The organism is Parabacteroides acidifaciens (assembly GCF_003363715.1).
GTDB lineage: Bacteria > Bacteroidota > Bacteroidia > Bacteroidales > Tannerellaceae > Parabacteroides > Parabacteroides acidifaciens.
In genome coordinates this window covers 17,304-30,178 of sequence record NZ_QREV01000024.1, presented here as the reverse complement: position 1 = coordinate 30,178, position 12,875 = coordinate 17,304, and the positions used below count along the sequence as shown (strand labels likewise).

General features: G+C 35.0%; 11 protein-coding genes. All 11 read left to right on the top strand.

All coding sequences use genetic code 11. The features are described 5' to 3' along the window. The first annotated feature begins 18 nt into the window (after positions 1 to 18). The 11 genes from DWU89_RS11210 to DWU89_RS11165 all read left to right on the top strand — a co-directional run bounded on the left by DWU89_RS11210 (position 19) and on the right by DWU89_RS11165 (position 12,744). Complete coding sequence (locus DWU89_RS11210) at positions 19 to 876, top strand: DUF6734 family protein (protein ID WP_115499737.1); 858 nt, start codon at positions 19 to 21, stop codon at positions 874 to 876. 1 nt (position 877) lies between these two features. Further along, positions 878 to 1,420 carry a hypothetical protein gene (locus DWU89_RS11205; protein WP_115499736.1) on the top strand — a complete coding sequence of 181 codons (543 nt, stop codon included), beginning with the start codon at positions 878 to 880 and terminating at the stop codon, positions 1,418 to 1,420. Positions 1,421 to 1,445: 25 nt separating this feature from the next. Then, positions 1,446 to 1,586 (top strand): hypothetical protein, encoded by a 141-nt coding sequence (locus DWU89_RS20630; protein ID WP_158543367.1) that lies wholly within the window; start codon positions 1,446 to 1,448, stop codon positions 1,584 to 1,586. 62 nt (positions 1,587 to 1,648) lie between these two features. Further along, positions 1,649 to 3,115, top strand: a complete 1,467-nt coding sequence (locus tag DWU89_RS11200) for a radical SAM/SPASM domain-containing protein (RefSeq protein ID WP_158543365.1) — start codon at positions 1,649 to 1,651, stop codon at positions 3,113 to 3,115. An 11-nt stretch (positions 3,116 to 3,126) separates the two neighbouring features. Continuing rightward, positions 3,127 to 5,469, top strand: coding sequence for a carboxypeptidase-like regulatory domain-containing protein (locus tag DWU89_RS11195; protein WP_115499734.1), 2,343 nt, complete (start codon positions 3,127 to 3,129; stop codon positions 5,467 to 5,469). Positions 5,470 to 5,476: 7 nt separating this feature from the next. Beyond that, positions 5,477 to 6,817: a nucleotide disphospho-sugar-binding domain-containing protein gene (locus DWU89_RS11190; protein ID WP_115499733.1), complete on the top strand. Its 1,341-nt coding sequence runs from the start codon at positions 5,477 to 5,479 to the stop codon at positions 6,815 to 6,817. After that, the gene (locus tag DWU89_RS11185; protein WP_115499732.1) at positions 6,817 to 7,986 is read left to right on the top strand and encodes a cysteine peptidase family C39 domain-containing protein; all 1,170 of its coding nucleotides are present in this window, start codon (positions 6,817 to 6,819) and stop codon (positions 7,984 to 7,986) included. Before DWU89_RS11190 ends, DWU89_RS11185 begins: the two co-directional genes overlap by 1 nt. Beyond that, positions 7,979 to 9,292, top strand: coding sequence for a galactosyltransferase-related protein (locus tag DWU89_RS11180; protein ID WP_167451665.1), 1,314 nt, complete (start codon positions 7,979 to 7,981; stop codon positions 9,290 to 9,292). Before DWU89_RS11185 ends, DWU89_RS11180 begins: the two co-directional genes overlap by 8 nt. Positions 9,293 to 9,295: 3 nt before the next feature. Continuing rightward, the gene (locus tag DWU89_RS11175; RefSeq protein WP_115499731.1) at positions 9,296 to 10,351 is read left to right on the top strand and encodes a glycosyltransferase; all 1,056 of its coding nucleotides are present in this window, start codon (positions 9,296 to 9,298) and stop codon (positions 10,349 to 10,351) included. Then, a complete protein-coding gene (locus DWU89_RS11170) occupies positions 10,348 to 12,000 on the top strand; it encodes a glycosyltransferase (protein WP_115499730.1) in 1,653 nt (550 codons plus the stop codon). The genes DWU89_RS11175 and DWU89_RS11170 overlap by 4 nt, the downstream gene beginning before the upstream one ends. Positions 12,001 to 12,006: 6 nt before the next feature. Further along, positions 12,007 to 12,744 (top strand): glycosyltransferase family 2 protein, encoded by a 738-nt coding sequence (locus DWU89_RS11165; protein WP_115499729.1) that lies wholly within the window; start codon positions 12,007 to 12,009, stop codon positions 12,742 to 12,744. The last annotated feature ends 131 nt before the right edge of the window (positions 12,745 to 12,875 follow it).

Genomic DNA, 12,875 nt, shown 5'->3' with positions numbered 1-12,875 from the left:
ATATGAAAGGAATATAAAATGAAGATTATACAAAGTTTTTGGTCGAAACCATTTCAAGGTAGTGGAGGTTGGTATGATCCTGTATTCCATTATATAAGTTGGACACTTAGCTGTCTGAAACTGCTTGAATTTTATGATAAGGTTGAGCTTGTTACCGATAGGGCTGGATATGATTTATTGATAAATAAATTACGACTTCCCTATACATCGGTTCAAGTATGTCTAAATGATATAGATCATTATGATGAAGGTTTATGGGCATTAGGTAAGATTTATACATATAGTTTGCAAAATGAACCTTTTATCCATGTAGATAATGATATTTTCATTTGGAATAAATTTCCTAATAGAATAGAATCATCTCAGCTTATTGCTCAACATTTTGAATATAATTATTCCTATAATAGAAAATCTTTTTTTGATTTGATAGAAAGAGGTATAAAATATGATAGTTTTATGAAACCGGAAAATGATTCGGTTGTTAATGAATCAAATTTAGGTATAGTTGGTGGCTGTAACATAGAGTTTTTTAAAGATTATACTGAAAAAGTGTTTCGTTTTATAGATGTTAATTATGATATTATATCTCAATTAACTAAGAAAGAAGTTTCAATTGTAAATAATGTTTTTGAACAATATATTTATTATTCTTTGGCAAAGAATAAATCTTGTCCCGTTGAGTATTTGTTGGATGGGATTAGCGATTCTTTTAAAGAACTGGTCAGGTTTAGCTCTGTACCGCATTCTTGTAAATTTATACATGTTATCGGGTACCATAAACAAAATAGTATGCTTTGCTATATGATGGGACAGAGGTTATATTATGAGTATCCTGAGTATTATGATCGTATAGTTAAATTCCTCAATAATAGATAATATGAAAGGACGATGCAACATACAGTTTTGCCATTTGGATCGGAAGATGCTTAATGAGGCTATTGAGCAATACAGACTGGAAATAGATAATTTGTGTAGCTCTTTTTATCGTTTGTTTGAGCAGAATAATGCGAAAACAGCATTATCACTGTTGAAAAGAGGGGATTTTGAAAGTTATCTGCTTAATGTGAAGCTACGTGTGAATAGTTTTATCAAAATATATAATCTGGAAATAGACGAGCGGTTAGTTGGGATGTTGGAAAGGAAGAAAGTAAATGTGATATTTTCATTTTCGACATTGTATACTGAACAAAAGATCATCTTTTGTGAACCTTATAATTTATGGACAGATTTCTTTATACGGATTTGTTACGGAAGGCAGTCTTTTACGGGGATGGAGCTGGTTGAGGATATATTGGAGGCTAACAGATCCGTTGACAGAAATGATTTATTACGGAAAATAATAGCTGTTATCACTAAATTGCTCCTTATGCAATATTTATATATAGAATCGAGTGGGGATACCGAAAACCATATAGAGTAGGTAATTTATAAATTCTTGTACTACTATGGATACACAAGATTTGAACAATCAGCCTCAGGAAAAAGATTTGGATGTTTCCGAATTACTTGAAAATGAGATGGAAGAGGTTGAAGGTGGAATGGGTTGTGCTGCATGTACAATAAATTGTTACAGTGGCTTTATGTGATTTTTTGAAGTGGAGAATTCTTTTCTCCACTTCAAATTTTTTAATAATAATATTATATGTATATGAAAAATGTGATATTTAATACGAATTATACCTTAAAATCTGATGGGGGTAGAGTTCTTGTTTTGGCTCGATATTATGGTAGAGATAATCGGATGCCCGCGGGAGTTATAAGTAGTTTTGAAGCTTTGATACATCCATTATATGCTCAAATATTATCATTCTTTAATGGAGATGATATGGAAGTCTCTATACAGAATGCATCTATCTCTTTAAATATAGATCCAAATTTAATAAGAAATTTTATTTATAAAATATATAACAAGGATAAGTTTTTATCAATTCGATCAAAGGACGGAGTTTCGGTTTTTCCTCCATTCTGTATTGTAGATAGTAATGAAGATAATTTAACTAATAGGTTTGATTATAAGTCTTTTAAATATGATTTTATAGATCTGAAAAATAGACGTTATTTTACACCTTCCAATCTGACGTTAATGGTCAATAACAGATGTTATACAAATTGTTTTTATTGCTATGCAGATCGAAGAAATAAGATTGATTGCCAAATTCCTTTCAGTCGAATGAAAGAGTTGATAGATGAAGCTGTAAAATTGGATGTAAAAACAATCGATGTTATAGGGGGAGAGTTTTTTTTGTATGAGTATTGGTTTGAATTGGTGGAATATTTATACTCACAAGGTTATCATCCTTATCTATCTACAAAGAAACCAATGGAAGAGTCCGATGTGTTAAAGTTGACAAGATTGGGAGTAGAAGATATTCAAATATCTTTGGACACGTTAATTACAGATCATCTTTCATCTATGATAGGGGTTACACATTCTTATGTAAATAAGATAATGAATACTCTTGATTTATTAGAGAAACATGATATCAACTTTTTTATTCATACTGTTTTAACCTGTAAAAATGATAGTGTGGAAGATATGAAATCGATATTTAATTCAATAAAAGATTATAGTCATCTCCTGGAATGGAAAATAGATACAGCTGGTAAATCTATGTATTTGAAAGAAGATTATGAAAGAATAGCTTCTCGTCAAAATAATATTTCAGATATTACCCTTTTTATTGATTCTGTTCGTTCAGATGTTGATTTTGCGATAAGGAATCCTAAGCCAGCAACGAATATATCTTTTTTGCCTAAACCAAAAAGTATGAATGATTTTTTCAATCGTGCGAATTGTTCTGCAAATTATTCGGGGTTATTTATATTACCGGATGGGCAGGTAACTATTTGTGAAGAACTATATTGGAATCCTCATTTTTTGGTTGGTAATATTTTGAATCAAAGCATAGAAGAAATTTGGAATTCTCAGAAGGCATTGGATTTGTTTTATATTAATCAAAAAAATATTCCTAAAGAATCTTTATGTTCTACATGTGATGTTTTCAGGAAATGTAGATCAGTAAAACAGGTTTGTTATAAAGAAATCCTAAAAAAATATGGGGAAGATAAGTGGTATTATCCTGATATTTTATGTCCTAAATGTAATGATAATTAATATTATATCTTATGAAAACATACTTATATACATTTATCTTTTTTGCATTCTGTTTAAGTGTACAAGCACAGAATGCAAAAATTAAGGGGCGTGTTGTTGAAACGCAAGGTGAAAAGAAACTTCCTGTCGAGGCAGTTTCTATTTCCTTGCTAACGGCTGATTCTGCTTTTGTGGGTGGCTGTGCAACAGACGCAAAAGGTATTTTCCAATTGGAAAAGTTGGCAAAGGGAAATTACATTGTTTCCGCATCGTTTATCGGGTATGAAACTGTTTCGATAGCCGTAAACAATCTTTCCGGAACGATTGATTTAGGTGATATTATGATGGGGGAATCATCGGTTGAACTTGGAAATGTGGAAGTGACGGCTTCCAATATTATCAACCGGGTAGACAGGCAAGTTATATTACCCATTAAATCAGCTGTAGATATTTCTGCTGATGCTTACGATTTGATGAATAACTTGAATATCCCGCGTTTGTACGTGAATCCTATTATGAAGACGATGGAGGTTAGCAATGGAGGTTCTATTCAGACACGAATAAACGGTATCAAAGTTTCTGCAAACGAGCTTGCGGCCATCTTGCCGAAGGACGTGCTCCGTATCGAATTCATTGAGGATCCGGGGAGCCGTTACGGAGAACCGGGGTTAGGAGCGGTAGTTAATATTGTAACTCGCCGTCGGGAAACCGGTGGATATGTATCTTTTCAGGGAACAGATGCTCCAAATCGTCTTTGGGGGGAAAACTTCTTGGCTGCGAAATTTAATAACCGTCGCTCGGAATGGGGATTAAGTGTTGTAAACGGGAATCGGGGGTATAAGCATCGTTACAAAGATGTGGAAGAAGAATACCATTTTGCTGATAAAACGATTGAACGCATTCAGGAAGGATTGGATGACAAATCTAAAAACTTTAAGAATGACATAAACCTGTCTTACAATTTGTATAATCCGGATAAGTATGTTTTTAATGCTATTTTCCGTAATACATTGAAAAATGCGCCTTATAACAATTATTACAATAAATTGTATGATGGGAGTAATACGAAAGATTTTATTTATTCACGTGTTTTACAGGAAGATAATTCTTATACACCTTCCTTGGACTTGTATTTCCTGTATAATCTGCCCAAAAAGCAAACACTTGAATTCAATGCTGTGGGAACTTTGATGTCTACGAATAGTGAACGTACTTATCTGGAATATGTGGATCAGAATAATCCTTTTAGCAATATTCTGACGAATATCGATGGTAAGAAGTATTCATTTATCGGGGAAGGTATTTACACGCGTGAATTCGAGAAATTTAATTTTAGTGCCGGGTTAAAACATTCTCAGATGAAGACGGAGAATACCTATTCCGGGACGACAAGCACTTTATCGGATATGATGCAATCTGAAACGTATGGTTTTGCCGAAGTTGTCGGAAAGGTGAAGAAGTTTTCTTATTCGGCAGGTGTTGGGGTGAACCGTAGCTGGTTTAAAGAAGGGGAGATCGATAATACGTATTGGATATTTACTCCGACGGTAAAGTTGGGATGGCAGCCCCATAAAAACAGTTTCTTACGTTATTCATTCCAGATGAATCCGTCGATCCCTTCACTTTCATCTTTGACAGATGTCGAAGTGTTGCTGGATACGATCCAGATTGTACGGGGTAATCCCAATTTGAAAACGTATAAAGTATTTAAGAATAACTTGAATTATTCTTATTCCAAAGGAATCTTTCGTGGATATTTGAATTTAAACCATCAATACTCCAAGAATCCCATTATGGAAGATGTGTTCATTGAAGGCAATAAAGTCATTTTGACGGAGAATAATCAGGATTACTATCAGCAGTTTGATGTAGATCTGAATTTGGGTTTAAATGGATTGACTATTGGATCATTGAAGCGGTTCCTGTCCATTAATGCCGGTTTCGGCTATTCTAAATATATGAGCAGGGGGTGGAATTATGATCATACGTTCGATGATTTTTATTTCAATATCAATGCTTCGCTTACGTATCGGAACTTGTCGCTTATCGGACAATACAGACGGTATAAGAGCAGTTTGTATGGTGAGACAATACAAAACGGGACGGATATGTCTGCACTGGGACTTTTTTGGATGAAAAACAACCTCCAGCTTGGCGTTGCCATGATGTTTCCTTTTACCAATAATTTCCGCCAAGGGTATGAGCGTTTGAGTAAGGATGCACCGGTAACTTCCTGGGAGTATATTAAAGAGTCCAAGCGATTGTTGAATATTCGTTTAGCTTATAACTTTTCTTTCGGACGGAAACATAAAGCTGGAAACAAGAAGTTGAACAATGTAGATACGGATGCCGGTATTATTAACATGAACAGATAGGTATGTTATGGCTACTATTATATTTGATATCTATCCGGCAATAAGTCATTATAATGCGACTTTTCTTTTGGCAAAGCATTTGTCAAAAGAAAATCGTGTTATATATGTATGTGGTGGCTCTTATCAAAAGATGATAGCAAGTTGTGGTTTTGAAACATATATAGTTGATATTGATACTTTGATATTGTTTGAAGCAAAAAGGAGATTAAGCGGTATTTGGTCGTCTATTTTCTCTTTTTCAGTATTGAAAAGAAAAAGGTTGTTAAGGGAAATGTTCCGGAGTTATAAGCAAATAAGTGAACTTTTCCATCCGGATTTGATTTTACTGGATTCACACCATTTTTATAAAACTGTAATATATAATGATATATGTAATCATATAGTTCGATTACAATCGATGGTAAGTACATATAAATATCCTTATATTGCACCAGTTTGTTATGAAAGTCTACCTTCTTATACGAGAAAAGGTATTTTGAAAAGTGAACTTTTATGGAAAATGTATCATCTTAGGTATCATGTTCATCAGTGGATACTGCGTTTGTTTTATTCTTCAAATAATTATTTTACTAATGTAACCATATTAGCGAATTTAAGTCATTATCCGCTTTCTAAATATATTGAAAGCAACCGATATACAGTCTCTCGTGTGGAATTAAGTGGATATACGGAGCTTATTATTTCTCCGATTGTTTTCGATTTTCCATCTATAGAACGAAACTTGTTAACTTTTTTTTCTCCTGCAAAAGAGAATCGGGATATTCATTTGTTTGTTCCTCGCTATTCTGCTTTGACAGAAAGACTACAATTTTTGCGTGTAGAAGGTAAAGTATTTGTGATTTATTGCTCTTTAGGAACATTGGGGGATACGGATAAGAAAAAAGTGATCCGTTTTTTTAGTAAAATTAGAAAAGTAGCATTTACTGACAGTAGTTTATTCTTTGTTTGTTCCGTAGGAAAGATGTTCTTGCATAATTCTTTGTTGCCACTTCCTGAAAACATGTTGATTCTTAGACAGGTTCCTCAATTCCATTTACTTCAATATTGTGATTTAATGATTACTCATGGGGGAATGAACAGTATAACTGAGTGTATCTATCGGCAAGTTCCCATGTTGGTATATCCTTTAAACCGTAATTGGGACCAACCGGGGAATGCAGCCCGTGTTGTTTTTCATAAATTAGGTTTGAAAGGCAATATATCCAAGGATTCTCCGATTACAATCTACCAAAAAATAAAGAAGATATGTTCTTCTTATCTTATGTATAAAGAGAATCTTCAGAAAATGAAGCAAAGAATGGAGGAAACTCCGGATACGTTAACTCCTTATATAAATTCGATAGTATAATGGTAGATTACGAATACATAAAACAAACATTTACTTTGGCTGACCATTGTTCTACAGGAGTCGCTTGCTTACTTTCTGTGAATCGGTTTTATGGAGGAAAACCTGAAATATGGGTGTTAGAACGCTGGAGCGATGTGAAAAACGGAACGGTCTCTTTAAAGGGACTCAAAAATGCTTTTGTGCGATCTGGTTTCAACTGTCAAGTAATGCAGATGACGTTAGAAAAATTGCGTTGTATTTATACGCCGACGATTTTATTTTTTGATACAGAGCAGGGGAAAAAGGATTTTGTAGTTTATTATGGTTTTGATGGCGATCGTTTTATCGTAGGCGATACTTCATGGGGGCTAATGCAATATTGGCCGGATGAAATGGATCTGATGTGGATAAAGGGTATTTGTATGATGGTGTTCCCGGATGATACTTTTGAACGGGAAGAGGATCAGGAAAAACGTATAAACAGATATATAAGGTTCTATTTAAAGTCTGATTGGAAGTATTTCATAGTTTTCTTGTGTGGTATTGTTTTGGCTATAGGAGTAGCTTGGGGAATTTGGTTTTGGTATTCTAACTTTTTTATGCTTTTAGGATTTCTATTATTGATTTGTGGAGGATATTACATTTTTTCTGTTGCCTATTTGAAATGGAAACAATTTGTAGCGGAGCGTTTTAACCGTTTTTGGAGAATAATGATGAATCGTGTCAATTATGGCGAACAGGCTCAATTGTACTTTGCGATGGAAAAATACCCCCAGATGGTTATTAAAATATTTCTGGCTTTTGTTTTGTATTTGGGGGGTATTAGTTATACTTTGTATCAGAGTTCTTTTTTATTACTTGTGTATGTATTATATATACCATTAACGATCTATGGTATTTGGCAGTATCGGTCACGACAAGAGTTACATTTTTCCGGAAAAAGTAGTTTAGAACTTGAGTTTATAGAAGAAGTAAAAAAGATTGTAGGACTACGGGTAAAAACATTGTTGTTGTTGAATGCAGGATTAGCCGGATGGATGTGTTGGCCAAATGGCTGGCTTGGAATGTTCACGGCTATGATATCTCTGTTGGTTACGAATATTCTTTATCAATATCATTCGATAAAGAGTACAGTTCCTATTTTTTTGTCTGTTTATATGGCTTACAGAAGGAGAGAAAGATATGAATAATATTGAATTGGAAATAACAGGAACGGATCTTTCATGGTTGGATGTAAAAAGAATTCTCTATTGTTATGTTTTGGCATGTACAAAGCAAGACAAGCGTTATGAGCGGCATACGGTAAAGTTGTTGACAGAGTTTGAAGAAGTGGTTGGCGAGAAAACTGACGGGGAAGCGAATGTGCTTGTTCGTTTGGGAAGCGTTTTATTGTCATTATATAGGAAAGAAAGGCTGAAGGGGACTGTCGAAATGTTATTTCGCATGTTGGATTCTGCCATTTATCGTTTTTTTCCTGATATATTGAAGCAGGATGTCGGTCAGTTGGCTGTATTAATATATTATCTTAGAAATCGGGTAGGTATGTCCGTCCGGGATAAGGATATGGTAAATGAGTTGAATAACAAACAAAATCTGATACTTGTCTTGGATAAATTGAATAAATATCAAGAGGAAGGAACTACTTTTCCCGATAGTATTATTGAAGAACTAAAAAGATTGCAGGCGGAACGGGTTTGCCCGGAACAGACTGCATGTTTGTTAGAAATAGGTTCGGATGTTTCTATTGTAATTCCGTTACGTATTGATTCTCCTGAGAGGGTAAGAAATTTGGATGTATTGCTTTCAGGTTTGTGTAAAATGAAGTTTAAGGAGATTATCTTGTTGGAAGCAGATGAGACAGCTCGGTATAAGTTGAAAATAGATAATCCTTGTGTTCGATATGTATTTGTGCAAGATGATGACCCCGTGTTTTATCGAACCCGTTATCTGAATCAATTATTACAAATGGCGCATAGTCCTATAGTTGGAATTTGGGATACGGATGTTATTATACCGGAATATCAGATCATGGATGCTGTAAAACGGATTCATTCAGGAAAGGCCGTGATGGCTTATCCTTATGACGGACGGTTTTGTGCACTTACAGAAGCCCAAAGTATTGACTTTACGGATAATGGGATGGTCTCGGAATTAATCGGACATATTGGTGATTTCCAATTGCCGGCTGGTGATTATTCTGTAGGAGGCGCTTTTCTGGTTAATAAATATATGTATTTAAATGCTGGAGGAGAAAATGAAAATTTTTATGGTTGGGGGCCGGAAGACCTCGAGAGATTCCGGAGAATTAAAATATTGGGCTTGCCGGTTTATCGGGCTACTGGTTGCTTATTCCATTTACATCATCCGAGGAATGAAAATTCCGGTTTTGCCACTCCCGAACTGGAAGTGTCGAACCGAAAAGAGTTTCTGAAAATTTGTGGAATGACACAACTTGAGTTATATCAATATATTCATTCATGGACATGGAGGGATTAGGTTATGGAAAAAAAGAAAAGCATACTTTTTTGTATCGATTCTTTGGAAGGAGGAGGAGCGGAACATCTATTAATTGAAATCTTGAAACGATTTGATTATGAACTATATAACGTTTCGCTTTTGATCCTTTTTGATCGGGGAATTTACCGGAATGATATACCTCAACAGGTTACTTGGTTAGCAGGGCTTAAAGATAAGAATCATCCATTACGCAGGAAGCAGTATGACGTAGAGATTGCATTTTTAGAAGGTGTCGCTGTTAAATATGTTGCTTACCGGAAAAGTAATGCATTGAAGATAGCTTGGATACATACGGATTTGTATAAGTTACATTGGTGTAAACAATTCTATCGGAATAAAGAAGAGGAAAAGAGATGTTTTAATACCATGCATAAACTTGTATTCGTCTCTATGTATACGAAAAAACAGTTCGGGAAGTTATATCCGGATATTCAGTCTGAGCAGCATGTCTTGCCTAATTTGATTGATCGGAATTTCATTTGCCGTCAGGCTGAAGTGGATGTGCCTATAAAGGAGAAACTGGTTGTTTGTTGTGTTGGACGTTTAAATCCGGAAAAAGGATATATGCTGTTGTTACAGGTGGTTGATAGGTTGGTTTTGGAAGGACTGGATTTTCAGGTGTGGATTTTGGGAGAGGGATATTTGCGTGAAAGTTTGTTACAATATATTGGTGAACATCGACTGGAGCATTATGTTAGTTTGAAAGGCTTTTTGAAAAATCCGTATCCCTATATAAAGGCAGCAGATATTTTTGTTTCGACATCACAGGTTGAAGGTGCTCCATTGGTTCTTTGCGAGGCTTTATGTCTGCAACGTCCTGTATTGGCTACACGTTCCGGAGGGGCTGATGAAATATTAGAAGGGGGTAAATATGGAGTGTTGGCCGATTGGGACCAAGAGTCTATATATGTCGAATTAAAGCAGTTGATTCTGAATTGTTCGTTACGAAATGAGCTATCTGTTTTAGCGGGAATAAAGGCAATGAGTTTCGAACCATCAATAACAATGTCACAACTATATAAAATACTTGTATCATGAAACCGGAAGTATCTGTTATAATGCCCGTATATAATATGGAATCATATTTGGAAGAAGCGGTTGATAGCATATTGGGGCAGTCATTTGAAAACTTTGAACTGATCGTGGTAGATGATGCTTCTACGGATCGGAGTTGGGACGTATTATGTACTTATTTTGATTCACGTCTGGTTTGCCTTCGAAATATAGAAAACATCGGAAACTATCCTTCCCGTAATAAAGGGATGCGTGTGGCGAAAGGAAAATATATTTGTGTAATGGATGCGGATGATATAGCATTCCCTGATAGAATAGAAAAACAATTTGAATACATGGAGCGACATCCGGGTGTGTTAGCATGCGGATCCCAGTTTATTTGTATAGGAATGGATAATACATATCCGAAACCGCTGAAAAATTGTGATATACAGCTTCAGTTATTAAAAGATAATCGTTTTCTGCATCCGTCTTTATTTATTAGGACAACTGTGTTAAAAGAGTTGGGAGGATATGATGAGAGGTATAGATACTCTTCTGATTATGATTTGGCTTGCCGATTGGCGTTAAAAGGCGAAATTGTCAATATGCCGGATGTCTTAATGCAATATCGTATACATAAGACTCAGATATCGAGTGTGTATCGACTGGAGCAAAAAAAATATGCCCGTGAAATCCGGCAAAAATACCAGTTGGAAATGATACGGAGATTCAAGTCATTGGAAAATGATATGCCGGAAAGTGAGGATATGCGGCATCCCGTAATAGGTGAAATCATATTTTATTGCCATTGTGGCAAGCTGTTAAATAGTCGGTTCTGGACTAAAATAGCAGAACAGCTTGCATATAAAGTGCTTGGATATGTTAAGTCTTTATCGATAGAACAACAGCAGTTTGTTATGAATGAGATGAAGTCCGGTTTATCTTATTTGCAACGGAATGGCTTTATTCTTGATATATTGAAATTATTTAATGAACAGAATATAGAGATCAAACATAATGCAGAAATTGCATTTTGGAAATCGGAGATTCAATCTTATTTAGCTTGGTATGATGGTAATCTGCCAATATTGTATAATACTCCGTGTCCTTCTCCGGAACAAAAAATCGTCGGGAACAATCTTTTACAATCTGCTATTCTGACATGGACTGAATTGCATCAGAAGCCGAAATATTTAAAAGACTTAGACGTTGCTGGAAATAGTTTTTTGGGGAAAAGAGTTTTAGATGTTGGGTGTGGTCCTATTCCAAGTGCAACATGTTTTGAGCAAGCTGAAATTTATGGTGTAGACCCGTTGATTTCAAATTATGAAAAGGCTGGATTCCCATTATGTTTCTATCCGAATGTACATTTTATGGCATCTGGGGGTGAAGAAATACCAATAGAAGATAATTTTTTTGATGTTATTTTATCGGTAAATGCAATTGATCACGTTGATAATTTGGAAAAAGTGGCGAAAGAACTACAACGTGTGGCAAAACCTGATTGTAGATTTTTGATGCATGTTCATTATCATGAGGCGACTATTCCGGAACCAATTGAAATTAATGATTCTGTTTTTTTGAGTTTATTCGGTTGGGTAAAAGGTTTAAAAGTAAAAAAGAGGAGCCGATTTTCTTTTACCTCAATTGCAAAAGAAGGAGAAGAATTTGTTTTATGGAGTAATATATAAATATTTATGGATAATACTATAACTGCAATTCTTACTGTTTGGAAACGGGATCATCTGGAAGAACAACTTTTGGCATTGTTGGGACAGACCTTATCTCCGCAGGTTATTTGGGTACAGCAAACTCAACATCATGTCAATGTGGATAGTGTTGTTTCTAAATATCGGGATCATATAAAGTATATTTGTTGGGAGGATAATCCGGGGGTATTCGGGCGTTTCGAATCAGTAAAGGATGTTACGACTTCGTATGTATATATAATAGACGATGATATTATTCCCGGTCCTGGCTTTCTGGAAAAAGCATTGGAGACAAGTAAACGGTTAAATGCAATTGTTTGTCCAAATGGGCGATTGTTGAATATCAGGAATAATCAGACAGAAGTATTTGTTGGGGATGGTTATGAATTCCAACATAGTTTCTGCACTGTTGACAAAGAAGTTGACTTTGGCAATAACTCGTGGTTCTTCAAGAAAGAATGGATTGATATGTTTTTACTGGAAAGTCCTTTATTTCGTAATAATGGAGAGGATATTCATCTTTCGGCGACTTGTAAACAGTATGGAAATATACCGACATTTGTCCCTCGGCAAATTAAGCCTTACGAATCAGGAAATATAAAGCGTGTGTATTCTACAGATGAATTTGCGTTACATAAAAAGGTAGGATTTGGTTGGGAGAGAGTTAGAGTCATTAAAAAGTTCAGAAATTCAGGTTGGGTGTTGCAATGCGAGAAAGTCATATAATAAATCTCATCTATCAGTATATAGAAATATTTTTATCATCTAAATTAGTAATCCCCTTAAACATTTTCATACCTTTGAGCGTTATTATTTATAGGCGATTAGACAAACTCATAATTATCTTACATATATTA

What these genes read in the sequence shown, in the direction of transcription:
- DWU89_RS11210 (WP_115499737.1), top strand. Translation starts at nt 19, where the DNA reads ATGAAGATTATACAAAGTTTTTGGTCGAAACCATTTCAAGGTAGTGGA.
- DWU89_RS11205 (WP_115499736.1), top strand. Translation starts at nt 878, where the DNA reads ATGAAAGGACGATGCAACATACAGTTTTGCCATTTGGATCGGAAGATG.
- DWU89_RS20630 (WP_158543367.1), top strand. Translation starts at nt 1,446, where the DNA reads ATGGATACACAAGATTTGAACAATCAGCCTCAGGAAAAAGATTTGGAT.
- DWU89_RS11200 (WP_158543365.1), top strand. Translation starts at nt 1,649, where the DNA reads ATGAAAAATGTGATATTTAATACGAATTATACCTTAAAATCTGATGGG.
- DWU89_RS11195 (WP_115499734.1), top strand. Translation starts at nt 3,127, where the DNA reads ATGAAAACATACTTATATACATTTATCTTTTTTGCATTCTGTTTAAGT.
- DWU89_RS11190 (WP_115499733.1), top strand. Translation starts at nt 5,477, where the DNA reads ATGGCTACTATTATATTTGATATCTATCCGGCAATAAGTCATTATAAT.
- DWU89_RS11185 (WP_115499732.1), top strand. Translation starts at nt 6,817, where the DNA reads ATGGTAGATTACGAATACATAAAACAAACATTTACTTTGGCTGACCAT.
- DWU89_RS11180 (WP_167451665.1), top strand. Translation starts at nt 7,979, where the DNA reads ATGAATAATATTGAATTGGAAATAACAGGAACGGATCTTTCATGGTTG.
- DWU89_RS11175 (WP_115499731.1), top strand. Translation starts at nt 9,296, where the DNA reads ATGGAAAAAAAGAAAAGCATACTTTTTTGTATCGATTCTTTGGAAGGA.
- DWU89_RS11170 (WP_115499730.1), top strand. Translation starts at nt 10,348, where the DNA reads ATGAAACCGGAAGTATCTGTTATAATGCCCGTATATAATATGGAATCA.
- DWU89_RS11165 (WP_115499729.1), top strand. Translation starts at nt 12,007, where the DNA reads ATGGATAATACTATAACTGCAATTCTTACTGTTTGGAAACGGGATCAT.